This window comes from Bacteroides difficilis (assembly GCF_048319815.1).
In the GTDB taxonomy this organism is placed as follows: domain Bacteria; phylum Bacteroidota; class Bacteroidia; order Bacteroidales; family Bacteroidaceae; genus Bacteroides; species Bacteroides zhangwenhongii.
This window is the reverse complement of the sequence record NZ_CP182814.1, coordinates 906,380-929,402: the sequence shown is the minus strand read 5'-3', so window position 1 is coordinate 929,402 and position 23,023 is coordinate 906,380. Positions and strand designations below refer to the sequence as shown.

The 23,023-nt window shown below is 44.4% G+C and carries 15 protein-coding genes and 1 pseudogene; 11 read left to right on the top strand and 5 right to left on the bottom strand.

From position 1 onward, the window contains the following. The first annotated feature begins 16 nt into the window (after positions 1–16). The 5 genes and pseudogenes from ACNOGP_RS03570 (at position 17) to ACNOGP_RS03550 (ending at position 7,400) form a co-directional block, all read left to right on the top strand. A complete protein-coding gene (locus ACNOGP_RS03570) occupies positions 17–1,285 on the top strand; it encodes an ATP-binding protein (protein ID WP_418214085.1) in 1,269 nt (422 codons plus the stop codon). A gap of 74 nt (positions 1,286–1,359) precedes the next feature. Continuing rightward, positions 1,360–2,394, top strand: a complete 1,035-nt coding sequence (gene ruvB, locus ACNOGP_RS03565; RefSeq protein ID WP_143867118.1) for a Holliday junction branch migration DNA helicase RuvB — start codon at positions 1,360–1,362, stop codon at positions 2,392–2,394. A gap of 45 nt (positions 2,395–2,439) precedes the next feature. Next, on the top strand, positions 2,440–3,888 hold the full coding sequence (locus ACNOGP_RS03560) for a lipopolysaccharide biosynthesis protein (protein WP_143867116.1): 1,449 nt from the start codon (positions 2,440–2,442) through the stop codon (positions 3,886–3,888). Positions 3,889–3,890: 2 nt separating this feature from the next. Further along, a pseudogene (locus ACNOGP_RS03555) lies at positions 3,891–5,239 on the top strand (TIGR00341 family protein). 19 nt (positions 5,240–5,258) lie between these two features. Next, the gene (locus ACNOGP_RS03550) at positions 5,259–7,400 is read left to right on the top strand and encodes a S46 family peptidase (RefSeq protein WP_418214084.1); all 2,142 of its coding nucleotides are present in this window, start codon (positions 5,259–5,261) and stop codon (positions 7,398–7,400) included. A gap of 151 nt (positions 7,401–7,551) precedes the next feature. On the opposite strand, the gene ACNOGP_RS03545 is transcribed toward ACNOGP_RS03550, so the two are convergent. From ACNOGP_RS03545 to ACNOGP_RS03525, 5 genes are all read right to left on the bottom strand, one after another. Next, the gene (locus tag ACNOGP_RS03545) at positions 7,552–9,417 is read right to left on the bottom strand and encodes a DEAD/DEAH box helicase (protein WP_418214083.1); all 1,866 of its coding nucleotides are present in this window, start codon (positions 9,415–9,417) and stop codon (positions 7,552–7,554) included. A gap of 39 nt (positions 9,418–9,456) precedes the next feature. Beyond that, a complete protein-coding gene (locus ACNOGP_RS03540; protein ID WP_143867156.1) occupies positions 9,457–10,521 on the bottom strand; it encodes a tyrosine-protein phosphatase in 1,065 nt (354 codons plus the stop codon). Between the two features lie 110 nt (positions 10,522–10,631). Beyond that, positions 10,632–11,552 (bottom strand): carbohydrate kinase family protein, encoded by a 921-nt coding sequence (locus ACNOGP_RS03535; RefSeq protein ID WP_418214082.1) that lies wholly within the window; start codon positions 11,550–11,552, stop codon positions 10,632–10,634. After that, positions 11,540–12,145 (bottom strand): SIS domain-containing protein, encoded by a 606-nt coding sequence (locus tag ACNOGP_RS03530; RefSeq protein ID WP_007762879.1) that lies wholly within the window; start codon positions 12,143–12,145, stop codon positions 11,540–11,542. The genes ACNOGP_RS03535 and ACNOGP_RS03530 overlap by 13 nt, the downstream gene beginning before the upstream one ends. A gap of 4 nt (positions 12,146–12,149) precedes the next feature. After that, positions 12,150–12,683, bottom strand: coding sequence for a TIGR00730 family Rossman fold protein (locus ACNOGP_RS03525; protein ID WP_186966286.1), 534 nt, complete (start codon positions 12,681–12,683; stop codon positions 12,150–12,152). 104 nt (positions 12,684–12,787) lie between these two features. On the opposite strand from ACNOGP_RS03525, the gene ACNOGP_RS03520 reads away from it, so the two are divergent. From ACNOGP_RS03520 to ACNOGP_RS03495, 6 genes are all read left to right on the top strand, one after another. After that, positions 12,788–14,008 carry a M16 family metallopeptidase gene (locus ACNOGP_RS03520; RefSeq protein WP_195474576.1) on the top strand — a complete coding sequence of 407 codons (1,221 nt, stop codon included), beginning with the start codon at positions 12,788–12,790 and terminating at the stop codon, positions 14,006–14,008. Between the two features lie 248 nt (positions 14,009–14,256). Then, complete coding sequence (locus ACNOGP_RS03515; RefSeq protein WP_287664300.1) at positions 14,257–14,868, top strand: HU family DNA-binding protein; 612 nt, start codon at positions 14,257–14,259, stop codon at positions 14,866–14,868. A gap of 133 nt (positions 14,869–15,001) precedes the next feature. Further along, positions 15,002–16,570 (top strand): ATP-binding protein, encoded by a 1,569-nt coding sequence (locus ACNOGP_RS03510; protein WP_418214081.1) that lies wholly within the window; start codon positions 15,002–15,004, stop codon positions 16,568–16,570. A 40-nt stretch (positions 16,571–16,610) separates the two neighbouring features. After that, positions 16,611–18,254, top strand: coding sequence for a DUF6377 domain-containing protein (locus ACNOGP_RS03505; RefSeq protein WP_418214080.1), 1,644 nt, complete (start codon positions 16,611–16,613; stop codon positions 18,252–18,254). Between the two features lie 209 nt (positions 18,255–18,463). Further along, positions 18,464–21,469, top strand: a complete 3,006-nt coding sequence (locus ACNOGP_RS03500; RefSeq protein WP_007762894.1) for a SusC/RagA family TonB-linked outer membrane protein — start codon at positions 18,464–18,466, stop codon at positions 21,467–21,469. After that, entirely contained in the window at positions 21,469–23,004 is a 1,536-nt protein-coding gene (locus tag ACNOGP_RS03495; protein ID WP_272721024.1) for a RagB/SusD family nutrient uptake outer membrane protein, read from the top strand. The genes ACNOGP_RS03500 and ACNOGP_RS03495 overlap by 1 nt, the downstream gene beginning before the upstream one ends. The last annotated feature ends 19 nt before the right edge of the window (positions 23,005–23,023 follow it).

The window sequence follows — 23,023 nt, the reverse complement described above, 5'->3', positions numbered from 1 at the left end:
TGCAAAAAGCTTGGATATGAACGAATATTTTCAGTTTCTGGAGAAGTATAATTTGTGGGGAGGGAATACCCCTCAATTGGGTTTTATACGTCACGAATATACTGATAAGATAATAGAATATATAGGGAACCGGTTGGTGAAAGTGCTTGTGGGGCAAAGGCGTGTGGGTAAAAGCTATTTGTTGCGACAGATAGCGGCGAGGCTTGTTGCCGATGGGGTAGATCAGAGAAATATATTTTTAGTCAACAGAGAACTGACGGATTTTGATTTTTTACAAACATACAAAGACTTGGATGCACTGTTTAAACTCTATTTGGAGAGAGTACATCCACAGGGAAAGGTTTATTTATTCATTGACGAGGTTCAAAATATAGAGGGGTGGGAACGTTTCGTGAACTCTTATTCACAGGACTATATGAATGAGTATGAACTTTTTGTAAGCGGATCCAATTCCAGTATGTTGTCTGGAGAGTTGGCTACTTTATTGTCTGGTCGCTATGTCAATTTTGTGGTTTTCCCCTTGTCATATACGGAATTTGCAGGTATAACAGGTAAGAGCCTTGATAAACAAAGCTATGTAGAATATCTGCAAAGCGGAGGTATGCCTGAATTATTTTCCCTTTCACAGGCTGAAGCATTGCGTAATTACGTTTCTGCGCTTAAAGATACAGTGTTACTGCGAGATGTGATACAGCGATATAGTATTAAAGATGCCCGTTTGCTCGAAGATATCTTCGTGTATATCGTCAATAATGCGTCCAATTTGCTTTCGGTGCGTAATATTGTGAACTATTTTAAAAGCAGGGGACAGAAAACGAGTTATGAAACTGTATCAGCCTATCTGAAATTTATTGAAGAAGCTTATTTGATTCATCGGGCGGAACGTTATAATATTAAAGGTCGTGAGACTATTGCAGGGAACTGCAAATATTATGTGAACGATCTTTCATTCTATAACTATCTATATAGGGGATTTTCCTATGGAGCTGGCTATCAGTTGGAGAATCTGCTTTACCTTGATTTGCGAAGGAAGGGATATGATGTTTATGTGGGTAGCGTTAAAGATAAGGAGGTCGACTTTGTCGCTATCAAAGGAGACAGGACGATCTATGTACAGAGCACCTATTTGCTATTCGATGAAATTACCGTGAAGCGTGAATATGCTCCGCTAGAAGCTATTGACGATAATTATGAGAAATATCTGGTGTCGCTGGACGATATAGCTTTGCCTTCTAAAGAGGGAATAAGGCATATACAGGCTTGGAATTTCGATTCGGTAATTTAATCTATATTATTTGTTTTTCTTATACTGAAAATGAATGTAAATCTCTATCTTTGTCTCCTACTTTCAAGAAATAAATGGAACAGGAAGATTTTAACATACGCGAACATCAGCTTACTTCAAAAGAACGGGATTTCGAGAATGCACTCCGTCCGTTAAGCTTTGAAGACTTTAGCGGACAGGACAAGGTGGTGGAAAACCTTCGCATTTTTGTGAAGGCGGCGCGCCTGCGTGGAGAAGCACTCGATCATGTGCTGTTGCACGGTCCTCCCGGATTAGGAAAAACAACTCTTTCGAATATTATCGCCAACGAATTGGGAGTTGGATTTAAAGTCACTTCCGGTCCTGTACTTGATAAGCCGGGAGATTTGGCAGGTGTATTAACTAGTCTTGAGCCGAATGATGTGCTTTTTATTGATGAGATTCATCGGTTGTCTCCGGTAGTAGAAGAGTATCTTTACTCTGCTATGGAAGACTATCGTATCGATATTATGATTGATAAAGGTCCTTCTGCGCGCAGCATTCAAATTGATTTGAATCCTTTTACGTTGGTTGGAGCGACAACACGTAGTGGTTTGCTGACAGCTCCGCTTCGTGCCCGTTTCGGTATTAACCTGCATCTGGAGTATTACGATGATGATATCTTGAGTAGCATAATTCGTCGTTCCGCATCTATATTGGATGTGCCTTGTTCGATACGTGCGGCGGCTGAGATAGCTTCCCGCAGTCGTGGAACCCCTCGTATAGCCAATGCGTTGCTCCGTCGGGTACGTGACTTTGCGCAGGTGAAAGGCTCCGGCTCTATTGATACGGAGATAGCTCAGTTTGCATTGGAAGCACTGAACATCGACAAATACGGCTTGGATGAAATAGATAACAAGATTCTCTGCACGATTATAGACAAATTCAAAGGTGGTCCTGTGGGACTGACGACTATTGCAACCGCTTTAGGAGAAGATGCGGGAACCATTGAAGAGGTATATGAGCCTTTCCTCATAAAAGAAGGATTCATGAAACGTACTCCTCGCGGGCGTGAAGTGACGGAGCTTGCTTATAAGCATTTGGGAAGAAGTCTTTATAGCGGAAACCAGAAAACGTTGTTTGGTGATTAATGATCGTTTAATCATTGACCACCAAACAACTAATCACTAATAAAAATGGCAGAATTAAAATCATTGGCAAAAGACACCGCAATTTATGGTGCAAGCAGTATTATAGGGAAATTCCTCAATTATCTGTTGGTGCCTATCTATACGATCTCCCTTCCGGCTTCGAGCGGTGGCTATGGGGTAATCACTAATATGTATGCCATTGTAGCTTTATTACTCGTATTGCTGACTTTTGGTATGGAAACCGGTTTTTTCCGTTTTGCAAATAAGGGAGATGATGATCCGAACCGGGTATATTCTACCTCTTTGTTGATGGTGAGCAGTGTCTCTCTTACTTTTTTACTTCTCTGCCTTCTGTTTTTGTCTCCTATTGCCGATTTATTCGGTTATGGAGAACATCCTTGGTATTTAGGGATGATGCTCATCGTGATTGCGATGGACGCTATACAAGCCATTCCTTTTGCATATCTGCGTTATAAGAAACGCCCCATCAAGTTTGCGGGGCTGAAGCTACTCTTTATATTTATCAGTATTTCTTTGAATATCACTTATTTCGTGGTTCTGAAAGGTACGGATGTAGGAGCTGCTTTCTTGATAAATTTGATTTGTTCGTTTACGGTGATGATGGGACTAATACCGGAATTTCGTGCTTTCCGTTATTGCATTGACCGTTCTTTGATGAAACGAATGCTCTATTATTCGTTTCCGATGTTGATTCTCGGTATTGCCGGAATCTTGAACCAGGTAGCTGATAAGATTATTTTCCCGTTTGTCTATCCGGATGAGGCTGAAGCAGCCGTGCAACTTGGCATTTACGGGGCAACCAGTAAGATAGCCATGATTATGGCAATGTTTACCCAAGCCTTCCGTTTTGCTTATGAGCCCTTTGTGTTTGGCAAGAGCAAGGATAAGGATAACAAACAGATGTATGCACAGGCTATGAAGTTCTTTATCATTTTCACCGTGCTTGCTTTCCTGGCGGTGATGTTCTACTTGGATATTTTGCGATATGTCATAGGCCGTGATTATTGGGAGGGACTTCGTGTTGTTCCTATTGTGATGATTGCCGAGATGTTTATGGGTATTTATTTCAACCTTTCTTTCTGGTATAAGTTGACGGATGAGACCAAATGGGGAGCTTACTTCTCGCTGATTGCTTGTCTCATTGTCGTACTGATGAATATTTTCTTGATTCCTATATATGGGTATATGGCTTGTGCCTGGGCCGGTTTTACCGGTTATGCTGTGGCTATGCTGCTGTCCTACTTTGTCGGTCAGAAGAAATACCCTATCGGGTATGATCTGCGGGGAATCGGTTGCTATGTGGCGTTAGCTGCCGTTTTGTACATTCTCGGGGAACAGGTGCCTATCTCTAATCTTGCGCTACGTCTTGCTTTCCGTACGATACTCTTATTACTGTTTGTTGCTTATATTATCAAACGCGATCTACCGTTAAGTCAGATCCCTGTTATTAACCGATTCATAAAGAAGAAATAATCATGAAAACAGATGAACGCAATAAATTTGCCATCAAATCCTTTCTAGGCGAATATCTGGACTTGAGAAAGGATAAGGATAACGAACTGGAAACTGTTGATTCTATCCGCAAGGGAGTAGAGTTCAAAGGAGCTAACTTATGGATTCTAATCTTTGCCATTTTTATGGCGTCACTTGGTTTGAACGTCAATTCTACTGCTGTAATCATCGGTGCCATGCTGATTTCTCCGTTGATGGGGCCTATCATGGGAGTAGGACTGTCTGTCGGTTTGAACGACTTTGAACTGATGAAACGCTCTTTGAAGAGTTTCCTTATTACGACAGCTTTCAGTGTGACGACCGCAACGATCTTTTTCCTTTTCGCTCCTATCGCCGGTTCGCAATCAGAGCTCTTGGCGCGTACTTCACCTACAATCTACGATGTATTTATCGCACTCTTCGGTGGTCTGGCGGGTGTTGTAGCTCTTTCCACCAAAGAAAAAGGAAATGTGATTCCGGGAGTTGCTATCGCTACTGCATTAATGCCGCCGCTTTGTACGGCAGGATACGGATTGGCGTCCGGTAATCTGATTTATTTTCTGGGAGCCTTCTATCTCTATTTCATCAACTCCGTATTTATCAGTCTGGCTACTTTTCTCGGTGTCCGTGTGATGCACTTCCAACGGAAAGAGTTTGTAGATAAAACCCGTGAGAAGACCGTACGCAAGTACATTGTTCTGATTGTCATCCTGACGATGTGTCCGGCTGTTTACCTGACCTACGGCATTATAAAAAGTACTTTCTACGAAGCGGCAGCCAATCGTTTTATTAACGAACAGCTGGGATTTGACAATACGCAGGTACTCGACAAAAAGATCAGTTATGAACATAAAGAAGTTCGCGTTGTTCTGATCGGTTCTGAGGTGCCGGATGCGTCCATCTCCATCGCTCGCAGCAAATTGAAAGAATATAAGCTGGACGATACAAAGTTAATTGTATTGCAGGGTATGAACAATGAAGCGGTAGATGTGTCTTCCATTCGTGCTATGGTGATGGAAGACTTCTACAAGAACAGCGAGCAACGGCTTCAGGAACAGAAAGTGAAGATCTCCCAACTGGAGAAAACTTTGGAAGAATACAAGACATATGATGCAATGAGCCGTAAACTGGTTCCTGAGTTGAAGGTACTTTATCCTTCCATCACCACTCTTTCCATTGCTCATTCACTTGAGGTACGGGTTGATTCGTTGAAAACGGATACAGTCACATTGGCTGTATTGAAATTCTCCAAACGCCCCTCCGTTGCCGAGAAAGAAAAAATCAGCGAATGGCTGAAAGGGGAGCCAAGCAGTTGCGACTGATTACAGAATAATGAATCTAAAAATAAGAACATGAAATTCAGACTAACCGCCGTCGTGCTTCTTTCTATCTGTCTCTCGAATGCTTTTGCCAATGAGGGAATGTGGTTGTTGGGAAACCTTAAAAAGAACAAGCAGACAGAACGGGTGATGAAAGATCTTGGTTTGCAGATGCCTGTAAGCAAACTCTATAATCCGAAGAAACCGTGTCTTGCGGATGCTGTGGTTAGCTTTGGAGGTTTTTGCTCGGGAGTGGTGGTCTCGGACGACGGGCTGGTTTTTACTAACCATCACTGCGGGTTCAGCAGTATTCAGCAACACTCTTCGGTGGAGCACGATTATCTGAAAGATGGCTTCGTGGCGCGTAGCCTTCAAGAAGAACTGCCGAATCCGGAGTTGTATGTCCGTTTTCTGCTTCGCACGGAAGATGTTACCAAGCGGGTACTGTCTGCTGCCAAATATGCCAGAACAGAAGCGGAACGCAGGGTAGCCGTCGACTCTATCATGAATGTAATCGGAATGGAAGTTTCCGAAAAGGATTCTACCCTGACCGGTGTTGTAGACGCTTATTATGCGGGAAATGAATTTTGGCTTTCCGTCTATCGGGATTATAATGATGTACGCCTGGTTTTTGCTCCTCCTTCTTCTGTCGGTAAATTCGGGTGGGATACGGATAATTGGATGTGGCCGCGTCATACTGGTGATTTTAGCGTATTCCGTATTTACGCCAATGCCCAGAACGGTCCGGCGGACTATTCCCCCGAAAACGTTCCCTATCACCCCGAATATGTAGCTCCTATCTCTTTGGATGGCTATAAGGAAGGCTCGTTCTGCATGACGCTTGGTTATCCGGGAAGTACGGAACGCTATCTTTCTTCGTACGGTATCGAAGAAATGATGAACGGTATCAATCAGGCTATGATTGATGTGCGTGGAGTGAAACAGGCTATCTGGAAGCGGGAGATGGACCATCGTCCGGATATTCGTATCAAGTATGCTTCAAAGTACGACGAGAGCTCTAACTACTGGAAAAACAGCATTGGAACAAACAAGGCTATCAAGCATTTGAAAGTTCTGGAAAAGAAACGGGCGGCTGAGGCTGCACTTCGCGAATGGATTCAATCTCATCCGGCGGAAAGAGAAAAGTTGCTTCGTCTTTTTTCTTCTTTGGAATTGAGTTACAGCGGTCGTCGGGAGACAAATCATGCCTTAGCCTATTTCGGTGAAGCATTTATTAATGGTCCTGAACTGGTTCAGCTTGCCTTGGAAATCCTGAATTTCGATTTTGAGGCGGAAGAGAAGCAGGTAGTTACACGTATCAAGAAACTATTGGAGAAATATGACAATCTGGATCTTGCCATTGACAAAGAAGTCTTTGCCTCCATGCTCAAAGAATATCAGGCAAAAGTAGACAAGAAGTATCTGCCTGCCATGTATGAGAAGATTGATACGCTTTACAACGGGAACATTCAGGTCTATGTGGATTCTCTGTATGCCACGTCCCAAATAACCTCTTCCAAAGGTCTGAAACGTTTCTTGGAGCGGGATACTACCTATAACTTATTTGAGGATCCGGCTGTAGCTTTAAGTCTCGATCTGATAGTGAAGTATTATGAGATGAATCAAAGTATCTCTGAGGCTTCCGAACAGATAGAACAGGGGGAGCGTGTGTTCAATGCTGCCATGCGTCGTATGTATGCCGACCGTAACTTCTACCCCGATGCTAATTCTACCATGCGTTTGAGCTTTGGGACGGTGAACGGTTACTCACCTTTTGACGGAGCTGTTTATGATTATTATACGACTGTAAAAGGAATCTTTGAAAAGGTGAAAGAGCACGCCGGAGATATTGACTTTGCTGTCCAACCGGAACTGCTGAGTCTGTTTTCTTCCGGTGATTTCGGTAGATATGCTAATGAAAAGGGGGATATGAGTGTTTGCTTTATCTCTAACAATGATATTACGGGAGGAAATTCCGGCAGTGCCATGTTTAATGGTAAAGGTGAATTGTTGGGATTGGCATTCGATGGTAATTGGGAAGCAATGAGCAGTGATATTGTCTTTGAACCCGAGCTTCAACGTTGTATAGGTGTAGACATCCGTTATGTACTTTTTATTATAGAAAAGTACGGAAAAGCAGGGAATCTTATCAAGGAGTTGAAAATAGCCAAATAAAACAGTTTATATGTATACCGAAGTCTTTTTCACCACAGATTACACGGATTAACACAGATTAAGAGAGGAGAAACGTTTTATTCTTTTCTTTCTTCAATTCACGTTTAATCTTCGTCTTAATCTGTGTTAATCCGTGTAATCTGTGGTGAATCTATTTCTTCGGTTTTCTGCGTGCCCATCCTTCTTCGCTGAAGTCAGGCTCTTTGTCTTTGAAGAACGCCTGCCAATCATCCTTCTTTTTAGGACCACGTGCGTTTGCATATCCCCGTTCGGCACGGCTTGGTTTCTCTTTCTTGCCCGCTTTGGAGCCTTTCACCGAGACCTCTTTGGGCTTTCTATCCTTGTTCTCACGGCGTGGGGCACGTTCTTTGCCTCCTTCTTCGTTGGATACTTCCACTACCACTTTGCGTCCGTTCCATTTACTGCGACTTAAAGCTTTTACTACATTGATCGTCTCCTTTTCCGGAACTTCGAAGAAAGAGAAGTTCTGCATCAGGTCGATACGTCCGAGCTCAATACGTCCGCGTGTATTGCTGTTGAGCAGACCGATAAGATCGCTAGGGAAGAAACTGTCCGTCTTACCCAAGTTGATGAACAGACGGTTGAAGCCCGGAGCGGCTTTCCTGCTTCTTTTCTCGAAACCACCTTCTTTGCGATCACCCCGTCCGGCACGTTCTCCGCGACTGTCGGTCGGGATCTCTATTTCGGCACGGTTACGGTAATATTCAGCGAAACGGTTGAACTCATGCGACACCATGCGTTTAATCAAGTCTTCCTTGCTTAACCACTCCAGTTTGCGGTAAATGTCCGGCATGAACTCGGCAATCTCTTCCTCATTGACTTTCACCTTTTCAAGCTCGTCAATCACTTTCAGCAACTGCTTCTGACAGATTCCGGCTGCCGTCGGCATTTCGCCCGGAATGAACTTTTTGCCGATAATGCGCTCTATCTCGCGCATCTTTCCTTTCTCGCGGAGGTTGATGATAGCGATAGAAGTACCAGTCTTTCCGGCACGTCCCGTACGACCGCTACGGTGGGTATAACTTTCCGTGTCATCCGGCAATCCATAATTGATGACATGAGTCAGGTCGTCCACGTCCAGACCACGGGCAGCTACGTCCGTAGCGACAAGCAGTTGCAAGTTGCGGATACGGAATTTTTGCATTACAGCATCGCGTTGCGCCTGCGAAAGTTCACCGTGCAGTGAATCGGCGTTATAACCCTCCTGCATCAGTTTGTCTGCAATCTCTTGAGTTTCCTTACGTGTGCGGCAGAAGATGATACCGTAGATCTGCGGATAATAGTCAACGATGCGTTTCAGCGCTTCGTATTTATCTTTGGCGTGCACCGTATAGGCAACGTGCTTTACGTTACTGGTGCTTTCGTTTTTACGACCAATCGTGATTTCTTTTGCGTTCTGCAGGTAATTCTTTGAGATACGCGCGATTTCCGGGCTCATCGTTGCCGAGAAAAGCAATGTGTTACGCTCCTTCGGAACATCGGCAAGAATAGCGTTGATACTTTCCGTAAATCCCATGTTCAGCATCTCGTCCGCTTCGTCCATCACAACGTTGCGGATAGTCGATAGAGATACGGTTTTGCGTTCCATCAAATCCAGCAAACGTCCGGGAGTGGCGACAATGATATGTACCCCCCTTTTCAAGCTGCGTATCTGACTGTCGATAGAAGAACCGCCATATACAGGCAGCACTTTCAGTCCGTCAATGTATTTGGAATAATCATTCAGATCACCTGCTATCTGGAGGCAAAGCTCACGGGTAGGGCAGAGGATAAGTGATTGTGGAATTCTGTTTTTTACGTCAATCTGTTGGAGCAAGGGCAAACCGAATGCGGCTGTTTTACCTGTTCCTGTCTGTGCAAGAGCTACTACATCATTATTTTCTCCTAAAAGGTACGGAATCACTTCTTCTTGTACCGGCATGGGATTCTCATATCCCATCTCTTCAATTGCTCTACGTATCTCCGGAGAAACGCCAAGCTCTTCAAATGTCTTCATTAAATCTCTGTATATCTTTTATTTCGGCTGCAAAGATAGTCAATTTATTAACAATATACTGCGTAACTGCTCTATTTCTTCTGCCGAAAGTCCGATTCCTTTTTTCAAGTAGGCTTGAACGCTTCCATATTCCGACTCAATTTGTTCTTTGGCGGCATTCAGGAAGTCCTCTTTGGCCGAGTAGATGGTGGTAATTGCTTCCTGTGAATTCACCGGTAGCTCGTAGGCGTATTTTGAGGCTTTGGGTATATTGAAATAGTCGTTGCTTAGACGGTAATCGGACATAATCACGTCTTCATTCACCCCTAATGCAGCAAGCAGTAAGGCCGACACTACTCCTGTCCGTCCTTTTCCGGAGGTACAGTGAATCACGGCAGGATAACAGTCCGGATTGAGAAGTACGTTGAACACCTCCTTGAACTCTTTTTGATAATTTGCTACCAGTTCACGGTTCATCCGTTCTACCAGACGGTAAATGGTGTCACTCTTTATTTTCTCTTTCTGGATTCCTTGCAAGATACTTTCCATATTGCCTGTCGGAATAGGTATATGCACAATCTTGAATTCGTTATCACTCAATTGCGGGTAGTTATGGCGTTCTTCTTCCGAACGGAGGTCGATGATGGTTCGTACACCCATGTTTTTGAGTTCCCGTCGTGAGCAGGGGGAAATGCTGTCTATCTGTGCGGAACGATAAAGCATACCCCAACTGATGATTTTCCCTGTATCAGTAGATTTATATCCTCCCAAGTCACGGAAGTTCTGTATGCCGGGAATATTGACATTACGGGTAGCCACTCTGACCCGGTATTTGTTGTTGAACACCATCAGATAGTAATAACGCTGGGACGGGTCCTCCGTTATAATTGTCATCTTACCGCTGGAGATATTGCTCATTGCCACCGGAGAATCTTCCGGAATCGATGTAGGAGAAGTGGAAGCGTATACTTGTACCCGCCCTTTCAGTAAAGGAGTGGTCTCCCATTTGATGACGCAGTTTCCTACATTGTTTTCTTCGCATACCACTGATATGGTCGGCGGGGTGTCGGAACAGGATGGAAGCACCAATAGAATGGTAAGCCAGCTTAACAGGTTCTTGTACATAGTTTCTTTGTCTGGGTGAATCATATACGCAAAGTTAGGAATTACCGGCAGATGTGGTAATTCCTTTGCGATAATTAGCCAAAGTTAATAGTAATTTACGTGTGTTCCCGTTATCGGTATCCCTTTGCGAATTCCACCGAAACCGAATTGCTGAAACTGCGGCAAACTTCGGCGGCAAAGTCTTTTCCGCACTGAATGATTTTATCCCAGATCTCTTCATTCAAATTATTCAGGTCGCGGTAACGGACATCATATTTAAGCAGTCCGTAGATCAGGCCTGCGTTAAAGTTATCACCGGCTCCGATGGTGCTGACGGCTTCCAACGGCTCTATCGGGTATTCTTTGCTGACCAGGTTGGTACGCAAAGACACTTTGTCGCCACCGGCGGTGCAGACAAAACGGGGACAGTAGAACTTTATCTTATCTTTGTATATTTTGTCTACGTCCTGCATATTATACATGTAGAGGAAGTCCTCCAAAGAACCGCGCACAATATCTGCATATTCCAGATTCTCGATAATGGTAGGGGCCAGTTTCATCGCTTCATTCTTGTGTGAAGAACGGAAGTTCGGATCATAGTAGATAATGGCTCTCTTCTCACGCGCCTGATCTAGTAATTCGAGAATCTTCTCCCTTAGAACCGGATTCAGTGCGTAATAAGAACCCACCATGACAATGTCGTCTTCCTCTAGTTTCGGAAACAGAACATCCAGACGTTGCTTCGGGTAGTCCTTGTAAAAGATATATTCAGCGTCACTTTGCTCATTGAGAAAAGCGAGCGATACAGGTGATTTGCCGTCGGGAAATACATTCACATGATCGGTTGGGATGTTGTTTTCACGCATGAATTGCAGGATGATATTCCCTACACGGTCATTGCCGGTCTCACTGATGAAACCGACGTTGACTCCCATTCTTCCTAAGGACACGATGCCGTTGAACACGGAGCCTCCCGGCACGGCTGCGGAAGGCTGTTCTCCTCGAAAGATGATATCGAGGATGGTCTCTCCGATACCGATTACTTTTCGCATAGTGACCTTGATTTTTCTCCCAGATAACCGCCGTGGTGGCGTTTCGAATATTCTTCTATGGTGAATTGGGTCTTTTTCATGGTCTGTACCACTAAGATATCGCCGATGACGGTCATCGCGGTTGTCGAGGTGGTAGGAGTCATTCCTAATGTACAGACTTCAGCCGGTTTTCCGGTGCTCAGGCAGACATCCGATTCTTGTGCCAACGGACTGTCCGGATTTCCGGTGATCACGATGAACTTCAAGTCCGGATCGAGGTTATGTGCCAGCCGGGTCAGTTCGACAATCTCACGTGTCTTGCCGGAATTGGAGATTAATAAAAGCAAGTCGTTCTTCTGCAGGATTCCCAAGTCGCCGTGTTGCGCTTCGCTTGGGTGCAGGAAAACGGACGGAATACCGGTGGAACAGAAAGTAGTAGCAATGTTCATCGCAATTTGTCCGGCTTTTCCCATGCCGGAAGTAACCAGTTTCCCGTTTTTCTGATGTACTTGTTCTACAATCAGTTGTACAGCTTTCTCGTATGCGTCTGTTACAGGGATGTTGAGCACGGCTTGTGCTTCCTGTTGCAATAGTTGTTTGATGGAGTCTATCATATAATCAGTTTATTTTTTCTTTTAATTCTTCCGGCGTGTTTGCTATTTCGTAATAGGTGGAGAAAGGCTGCCGGGCAAATCCTTTATCCTCTAATGTCTTGAGTGTTTTCAACAGTTCGTCATAGAAACCGTATTCGTTGTAGAAGATGACTTTTTTCCGGTGGTATCCGATAGAAGCGGCAGCCATTACATGGAATATCTCGTCCAATGTGCCTATGCCTCCCGGCAATGCTACCAGGATATCCGATTGCTCTGTCATGATATCTTTCCGGTCACTAAGGTTGTGGGTATGGATCACTTCATCAAGGAACGTGCAGACACGTCCTTTCTCTTCCAGTTTGGTAGGAACTACCCCGATTACTTTACCGCCGTTTTCCTTCACGGCACGCGCTACGCATTCCATAAGTCCGAGATCGGCTCCTCCATAAATCAACGTTTTACCTGTTTTACCCATCCACTCGCCGATTTGGCGGGCACTTTCAAAGTACATTTTGTCAATGTTTGCGGCGGCAGAACAGAATATTCCTATCTTTTCCATATACGTTGTTACTGTTATAGTCCACAAATATCTGCAATTTTCTATAAACAGCAATAAGTTTTATTGTATTTTTGCGGCATAATTCAATAAGGAAGTAGAAAACAATGCATTATAACGAATATACACTACCGAATGGCCTTCGTATTATCCATGAACCGACTCTCTCGAAAGTAGCTTATTGTGGTTTTGCCATCGACGCCGGAACACGCGATGAGGCGGAGCACGAACAGGGGATGGCTCATTTTGTGGAGCATCTCATCTTTAAGGGGACGGAGAAGCGGAAAGCCTGGCATATCCTTAACCGGATGGAGAATGTAGGCGGCGACTTGAATGCCTACACCAATAAAGAAGAAACGGTAGTCTATTCCGCTTTCCTGACCGAACATCTGGAACGGGCGCTCGAATTGCTGGGGGATATTGTGTTTCATTCCACTTTTCCCCAACACGAGATTGAGAAGGAAACGGAGGTTATCATTGATGAAATCCAATCATACGAAGACACTCCGTCGGAATTGATATTCGATGATTTCGAGGATATGATTTTCCGTAACCACCCGTTGGGGAGGAACATCCTGGGTAAGCCGGAGCTGTTGCGTAGCTTTCGCACCGAAGATGTCCTTTCATTTACGCGCCGGTTCTATCAGCCGGGAAATATGGTATTCTTCGTTCAAGGGCAATATGACTTCAGAAGAATAATCCGTCTGGCGGAGAAGTATCTGTCGGATGTCCCTGCCGGAGAGGTAAACAGCCGACGTGTGCCTCCTTCGCTTTATGTTCCCGAGCATTTGACAGTCGCTAAGGATACGCATCAGGCTCATGTGATGATTGGCAGTCGTGGATACAATGCGTATGACGATAAGCGTACGGCGCTTTATTTGCTGAACAATATTCTTGGCGGTCCCGGTATGAACAGCAAGCTGAATGTATCTCTGCGCGAACGTAGGGGACTGGTATATAATGTCGAGTCCAATCTGACTTCTTATACCGATACGGGAGCTTTCTGTATCTACTTCGGCACTGATGTTGAAGATATGGATACCTGTCTGAAACTGACCTATAAAGAGTTGAAGCGGATGCGGGATACGAAGATGACTTCGTCCCAGTTGGCGGCGGCCAAAAAGCAACTGATAGGACAAATAGGAGTGGCTTCGGACAATTTTGAGAATAATGCTTTGGGAATGGCGAAGACCTATTTGCATTATCACAAATACGAGTCGTCCGAGCTTGTCTTTAAACGCATAGAAGCTTTGACGGCGGAACAGTTGTTGGAGGTGTCCAATGAAATGTTTGCAGAGGAATATTTGTCTACGTTGATTTACAAATAATTAGTAGGCGGTCTTGCTTTTCGCTGATTAAATTCGTATCTTTACAGGTTTTATTCTTTTCTCTAAAGAGATGTCACTCTATAAGGTGCCGTTTGTCACCCTATAAAGTGCCTTTTGTCCCTTTGTAAGGTGCCGATGGTCACCTTGCAAGGTGACGACTTCCCGGCTACATAAAACCGCACTGTTTTCTGCACTGAACATTCTTATTCTCTGCACTGAAGAGTCCTAAACATAGTAAGAAAAGAATTATGGCTTATTACAATTTGAAGAAAAAACCGTCCCTTACCACGAAAGAGGGTGAGAAGGAAACAATGTATGCCGACATTGTGTATAGCGGAACGATTACGGCAGAGCGTCTTATCCGGACAGTGGCCCAAAGAACCGGTTTCAAGGAGGGGATGATAGAAGGAATCCTTTCCGAGTTGCAGAACGAGACGTTGGAGTACCTGAGTGAAGGATATCGGGTGGAGTTGGGAGAGTTCGGATTCTTCTCTGCCAAAGTAAAGTCCCGCCTGGTGGAGAACAAGAATGACTTGCGTTCAAATTCCGTTTCCTTTGATGGAGTGAATTTCCGTGCGTCCAAGTCTTTCCGTACCGGTATCAGGGGAGACTTGGAGCGTAGGAGGTGTATTGGTTTCCGTACTTCGAAAGAGTGGGACAGGGAGCAACTGGAACAAATTGTATTGCAGCATATCCGGAAGCATGGGTTCATCACAAGGACTACTTATACTGAAATCACAGGTCGCTTGAAGAACTCCGCGCTTGCCGACCTCAAGTCTTTTGCGGCCGAAGGGGTTATCAAGAGAGTGGGACGTGGCAATCAGATGCATTTTATTGTGCCGCCCGTTGACGATCTGTAGCTTGTGTGCGCATTTGCGGAACGGATGAAGAGTGATTCTAATTAAAAAAGAGGAATGCTACTTGTTTTCGTCTGTATAATTCGTATTTTTGTAGCAGATACGTGTGTGATAACAATCTAAAAACAGAAGCAGTATGTTGGTAACGGGTAGAAAACTTCCTATCGGGATTCAGACTTTCGAGGATATTCGCAATGACGGGTATCTGTATGTGGACAAAACGGCATTGATGTGGACTATAGCGAACATTGGCAAGCCTTTCTTCTTAAGTCGTCCGCGCCGGTTCGGGAAAAGTCTGTTGATATCTACGTTCGAAGCTTACTTCAAGGGGAGACGTGAGCTTTTTACGGGGCTTGCTGTGGAAGAGTTGGAGAAGAAGTGGGAAGAGCATCCAGTGCTTCATCTCGACTTGAATGCCCGTAAGTACACCACTCCGGCGGATTTGGATGCTATTTTAAATCAGCACTTAGAACGATGGGAAGCGGTGTATGGAGAAGAAAAGCGTGACCGTGCTTCGGAAGAACGTTTTGCTTATGTCATCCGTCGTGCTTCCGAACAAACGGGCAAGGGCGTTGTGGTATTGGTGGATGAGTATGATAAGCCACTGTTGCAGGCCATTCAGAATGAACCTCTTCTTGAGTCTTACCGTTCTACCTTAAAGGCTTTTTACGGGGTATTGAAGAGTGCGGACCGTTACCTCCGTTTTGCGTTTCTGACCGGTGTCACAAAGTTTTCTCAAGTTAGTGTGTTCAGTGACTTGAATCAGTTGAATGACATCAGTATGAATTATGATTTCTCTACTCTTTGCGGTATCACGCATGAAGAGCTTCTTTCCAATTTTGAGCCTGAACTTATGGCTTTGTCGCGTGCCAATGGCATGAATGTGGAGGAAGTTGTGGATGCGATGACTCGTCAATATGACGGTTATCATTTTCATCCCAATGGCGAAGGTGTATTTAATCCGTTCAGTGTTTTGAATGCGTTCTTCAGTAAAGAGTTTGGCAATTACTGGTTCCAGACCGGTACACCTACTTTCCTTGTAGAACTGTTGAAAGAGAGCGATTACGATCTTCGTTTGTTGATGGACGGTATAGAGACAGCCGCTTCCGCTTTTACCGAATACCGTGCGGATAGAAAGAATCCTATCCCGTTGATTTATCAGAGTGGTTATCTGACTATAAAGGAATATGACAGGGAGTTTGGATTGTATCGTTTAGGTTTTCCTAACGATGAAGTACGCTATGGTTTTCTCAACTTCTTGGTGCCGTTCTATACGGCGGTAACAGATGAAGAGCGAAGTTTTTATGTGGGTAAGTTTGTCCAAGAACTGCGCAGTGGCGATATCGATGCTTTCATGCGCCGCTTTGAAGCCTTCTTCGCTGATTTCCCATATGAACTGAATGACCGTACAGAGCGTCACTATCAGGTAGTCATTTATTTGATATTTAAATTGATGGGGCAGTTCACCCAAGCGGAGGTCCATAGCTCACGGGGTCGTGCAGACGCTGTTGTAAAGACTCCTAAGTTTGTTTATGTGTTCGAGTTTAAGTTGAAAGGAACTGCCGGACAGGCCCTGCAACAGATTGAAGAGAAAGGCTATACGCTTCCATATGTGGCAGAGGGCCGGCAAGTGATAAAAGTCGGTGTGGAGTTCAGTGCGGAAAAGCGGAATGTGGAGCGCTGGATGGTGGAAGAAGAAAAATAACTGAATAACTAACCTTTGTATTTTAAAGCTTGATATTCCAATGAAAAAGAATAGTCTGTTATTCCTTGTATTTCTTTCTTTGCCGTTATATACTTGGGCCGATAAGACTTTAGATTCACTCTTGAACGTGCTTGACCGGACGATTCAAGAGCATGAGACATACGTTGCCCAGCGTGAGTCGCGTATCGGACATCTTAAGTCATTGGTAAATGGAACAGAGGTCAAGTCAGCGGAACATTACAACTTGAATAATCAGATATACAAAGAATACAGAGCTTTTATCTGCGATTCCGCCATTCATTATTTGAATGAGAATATACGGATTGCAGAGTATCTGCATGATACAGACCGGAAGATAGAAAGCAAGCTGCAGCTCTCATTACTATTATCTTCAACGGGGATGTATACAGAGTCTATCGACGTTTTGGAGTCGGTAGGCCGTCAGGAGGTAGCCGCTCGCTTAATCCCGGATTATTACACTTGTTTCGATCATGTGTATGGAGAATTGAGCGTTTATACACAGGATAAAGCCCTTTCGGGACATTATTGGAGTATCTCGCAGGCATATAAGGATTCTTTGTACGCCATATTGCCGCCTGCATCGGAAGAACGTCTGTTGATGCGTGAAGCGTTGCTTCGTGACCAACATCAATATGAGGAAGCCTTGAAAATAAATGACCTCCGATTAGCGGAGATGGAGCCGTATACACCCCAGTATGCGATTGCTACTTATCATCGTTCCCTCATCTACAAATATAGTGGGGATCATCTAGGGGAGGAGAAGAATCTTTGCATCTCCGCTATTTCAGATATCCGTTCGGCTATTAAAGATCATGCGTCGCTGTGGATGCTTGCCCAACTGCTTTACGAAGATGGTGATATGGAACGGGCATATCAATATATGCGTTTTTCCTGGAATGCGACTAAGTTTTACAATGCCCGTTTGCGTAGCTGGCAAAGTGCTGATGTACTTTCACTGATTGACAAGACTTATCAGGCAATGATTGAAAAGCAGAATGGTCGTCTCCAGCAATATCTGTTGCTTATCACTACATTGCTAGTACTGTTGATAGTGGCTTTGGGCTATATCTATCGTCAGATGAAGAAACTTGCGGATGCACGAAACCATCTTCAACAGGCTAACGAGCAGTTAAACGGACTGAATGAGGAGTTGAGGCAGATGAACAGTTGCCTGTCCTCCACCAACATAGAACTTTCAGAGTCCAATCAGATTAAGGAGGAATATATCGCGCGGTTTATCAAGCTGTGCTCCACCTATATTAACCGTCTGGATGCTTATCGGCGTATGGTGAATAAGAAAGTATCCGCCGGACAGATAGCGGAACTTTTAAAGATAACCCGTTCGCAGGACGCTCTTGACGAAGAGTTGGAAGAGTTGTATGCCAACTTCGATACAGCCTTTCTACATCTGTTCCCCGATTTCGTGAAGAAGTTTAATGACCTGCTGCAGGATAATGAACGGATTGTATTGAAGAAAGACGAACTGTTGAATACCGAATTACGTATTTTCGCTTTGATACGTCTAGGCATTGAAGACAGTTCACAGATCGCCGAGTTCCTTCGTTATTCGGTGAACACAATCTATAATTACCGTGCAAAAGTGAAGAACAAAACTCGTGGCTCGAGAGAGGATTTTGAGGATTTAGTACGAAAAATCCGCTAATCAAGGCTGTAAACTATCCACTTTTTTAGACTGAAGAAAAGAGGGTAAGCGTTTGGAAATGAGATGTTTGCCTTTTAGTGGTATCCACTTATTGCCCCCTCCTTATGAATCCGTTCTCATTTCTTTATAATTTTGACCTGTGCTTCGGAAGCAATGAGAGGAACTCCATTGCGGACGGACGTTTATTATTAACTTTAAAATTAGTACGCATGAAAAAGAACAGGCGAAAAATCCTTTCGGGGAGTCGCAAGATTCTCTTTGCTATTCTGGCAATGTTTCTATCATTGAGTGCATCCGCACAACAAATTACTGCCTCCGGTCAGGTGCTGGATGCGCAGAACGAACCGCTTATCGGTGTTAGTGTACAGGAAAAAGGAACGACTAACGGTGCGATTACCGATCTGGATGGTAACTTTTCATTAAATGTTCAACAAAATGCCATTCTGGTATTCTCTTATGTGGGCTATAAGTCGCAGGAGATGAAGGCTGCCCGTCAAATGAAGGTTACACTTCAGGAAGATAATGAAGTGCTCGATGAAGTGGTGGTAATCGGTTATGGCTCGGTGAAACGGAAAGATGTGACGACAGCCATTTCTTCCGTATCCACCAAAGATCTGGATATGCGTCCCATTGTATCTGCCGGACAGGCCATTCAGGGTAAGGCGGCAGGTGTATCGGTCATCCAGCCCAATGGTACGCCGGGAGGCGAGATGTCTATCCGTGTGCGTGGTACTACTTCAATGAATGGGAGTAACGATCCGCTATATGTAGTAGACGGAGTGCCGGTAGACAATATCAAGTTCCTTTCTCCGAATGATATTGAGAGTATGCAGATCTTGAAAGATGCTTCTTCCGCATCTATATACGGTTCGCGTGCCGCTAACGGTGTGATCCTTATTACGACAAAAGCAGGTGCGACGGGAAATGCGAAAGTTTCTCTGACTGCCCAGTTCGGACTGAATAAAGTGGCCGATAAAGTGGAGTCCTTGAATGCGGCACAGTACAAAGAATTGCAGGACGAGATCGGACTGGTGTCTCTGCCTGACGGATTGCCCGACCGCACCGATTGGTTTGACGAGACATACCAGACAGGGAAGACCCAGAATTATCAGATTGCTGTATCCAATGGCAACGAGAAGATGAAATACTACCTTTCTGCCGGATATCTGAATGAACAAGGCGTGTTGGACATCTCTTATTACAAACGTTATAACTTCCGTGTGAATCTCGAAAATCAGGTTCGTAAATGGTTGACCGTTAGTGCTAATATCTCTTATTCCGACTATACAAGCAATGGAGGAGGCGCTATGGGAACAGGAGCGAATCGGGGAGGTGTTATTCTGGCGGTTATCAATACTCCGACGTATGCTCCGGTTTGGGACGCTTTGAACCCTAACCAGTATTATAATAATTTTTATGGAGTGGGCAATATCACCAATCCACTGGAGAATATGGCACGTGCAAAGAACAATAAAGATAAAGAAAATCGTTTATTGGCTTCCGGTAACGTGTTGCTGACGATTCTTCCTGAGTTGAAATTCAAATCGACACTTACTCTTGACCGCCGTAATGCTGTCAATACTACTTTCCTTGATCCTATTTCCACTACTTGGGGACGCAACCAATATGGAGAGGCTTCGGATAATCGGAACATGAATACGGTCCTGACATTTGATAATGTCTTGACTTATAATAAGAACTTCAAAAAGCATGGACTGGAAGTCATGGCCGGTTCGTCGTGGACGGATTCCGACTATTCAAACAGTTGGATTAACGGTTCTCATTATCGTGATGACCAGATCCAGACCTTGAATGCGGCCAATAAGATTTCTTGGGATAATACCGGAACAGGGGCTTCCCAATGGGGTATCATGTCATTTTTCGGACGTGTAGCCTATAATTTCGACAGTAAGTATCTGCTGACTGCCAATATCCGTGCTGATGGTTCCTCTAAACTGCATCCTGACCATCGCTGGGGGGTATTCCCATCATTCTCTGCCGCTTGGCGTATCTCTTCAGAGAAGTTTATGGAAGATCTGACCTGGATTGATGACTTGAAGCTGCGTGGAGGTTGGGGACAAACGGGTAACCAATCGGGTATCGGAGACTATGCTTATCTGCAACGTTATAACATCGGTCGTATCGAATGGTTTAAGAAAGGTGAGGAAGGGGATAAGACGGATTATGCCAATGCCGTACCGACCATCAGTCAGGCGAACTTACGTACATCCGATTTAACTTGGGAGACAACCACACAGACAAATATAGGTTTGGATCTGACAGTCTTGAATGGACGGTTAACGTTCAATGCGGACTACTACTATAAGAAAACAAAGAATATGCTGATGAATGTATCTCTGCCTGCCGGTGCTGCCGCAGCCACTTCGATAGCCAGAAACGAAGGTGAAATGGTGAACAAGGGTTTTGAACTTTCTATCAGTTCGAAGAACTTCCGTGGCGGAGCATTTACTTGGGATACGGATTTCAATATTTCTTTCAACCGGAATAAACTGACGAAGCTGGAACTGCAAAAAGTGTATTATGATGCGAAGACAGCGGATGTAGTCAATGATTATGTTGTACGTAATGAGCCGGGGCGTGCCTTGGGAGGTTTCTATGGCTATATCAGCGACGGTGTGGACCCGGAAACCGGTGAACTGATGTATCGTGACTTGAATCATGACGGTAAGATCTCATCTTCCGACCGTACTTATATCGGTGACCCGAATCCGGATTTCACTTACGGTATGACCAATACATTCTCCTGGAAAGGATTTAATCTGAGTATTTTTATACAAGGTTCATACGGAAATGATATTTATAACGCCTCACGTATCGAAACAGAAGGTATGTATGACGGTAAGAATCAGTCGACCCGCGTGTTGGGACGTTGGAAGATACCCGGACAGATAACGGATGTGCCGAAAGCTAATTTTAAACTGTTGAATTCTACTTATTTCGTGGAGGATGGCAGTTATCTGCGGTTGAAAGACGTCTCTTTGTCATACAACGTGAAAGGCAAACTCTTGAAGAAATGGGGAATCACCCGTCTGCAACCTTATTTTACAGCTACCAACCTGCTGACGTGGACCAGTTACTCCGGTATGGATCCGGAAGTGAACCAATGGGGCAATAGTGGTACAGTGCAGGGTATCGACTGGGGAACTTACCCGCATTGCAGATCATACGTGTTTGGTATTAATGTTGAATTCTAATGAAAGGAAAGATTATGAAACTAAGAACTATATTTTGTGGATTGACGTCCGGTCTGTTATTGGGGATTTCTTCCTGTTCACTGGATTATGAGCCATTAGACACCTATTCGGATGTGACAGAAGGAATAACGGATAACGGAACGAAGATTGTGTTCAAGGATAAGGCAGCTGTTGAAAGCCATCTGACTACGCTTTACAATCAGATGCGTGACCGTCAGGAACATTGGTATGTGGATTTGTTGCTGATTGCTGATTCTCATGCGGATAATGCCTATGCAGGCACTACAGGAGCGGAAGTCGTTCCGTTTGAAAATAATTCTATTGAAGGATCGAATTCTGTATTGGAGCGTGACTGGAACCGTTATTTGGAGGATATTGCCCGTGCCAATAAGCTGATTTGCAACATCGACCAGGTGAAAGATAATTCATTGACTGCCGATGAACGGGCACAGTATAAAGCGGAAGCGGAGATATTCCGTGCTATGATTATGTTTGATATGGTGCGTCTTTGGGGAGACTTCCCGGTGATTACAACTGTGGCGGATGATATTACTTCGGATAATATTGAAGATGTATATTCCCAGTATTTCCCTGAGCAGAATACGGAGCTTGAAGCTTACCAGCAGATTGAGAGAGACTTGTTGGACGCTGTGAAGTATGCACCGGACAATACACCGGGCAATAAGACGTTATTCACCAAATCGGTGGCACGTACATTATTAGCTAAGATTTATGCGGAAAAGCCGTTGCGTGACTATACGAAGGTAATCCAATATTGTGATGAGGTGAAAGCGGATGGCTTCGATTTGGTAGAAGACTTCAGCGATTTGTTTGGCATGAACGACGCTAATACGGATGCGAAGGTACGTAACACAAAGGAAGCTATTCTTGAAGCACAGTTTACTCCCGGAGCGGGCAATTGGTGTTCATGGATGTTCGGACGCGATTTGGTGAACTGGAATACCAACTTCACATGGGCGAAATGGGTAACTCCGTCACGTGACTTGATTAATGCTTTCAAGAAAGAAGGTGATGAGGTTCGTTTTAAAGAGTCGGTTGTTTATTATGACTGCTCATGGAGCAATTATTATCCGTCGGATAATTATCCGTTCATGTACAAATGCCGTTCGGCCAATAGCAGTATCATAAAATATCGTTATGCTGATGTGCTGTTGCTGAAGGCAGAGGCATTGATAATGCAGGATACACCTGATTTGGAAGCGGCTGCCGGTATTATTGATGAAATACGGGAACGTGCCGGTTTGGGGAAACTTCCTTCATCTATTCGTGAAAACAAGAATTCCATGATTGACGCTTTGCTTAAAGAACGTCGGTTGGAGCTGGCTTTTGAAGGACAACGGTGGTTTGACTTAGTACGTCTGGATAAGGTAGAAGAAGTGATGAATGCTGTGTATGCGAAAGATTCAGGACGCAAGGCGCAGGTTTATGCTTTCGATAAGAACTCCTATCGCTTGCCTATCCCGCAGTCAGTAATTGATGCGAATGATAAGATTCAACAGAATCCGGGTTATTAATATATTAGAAACTTAAGAT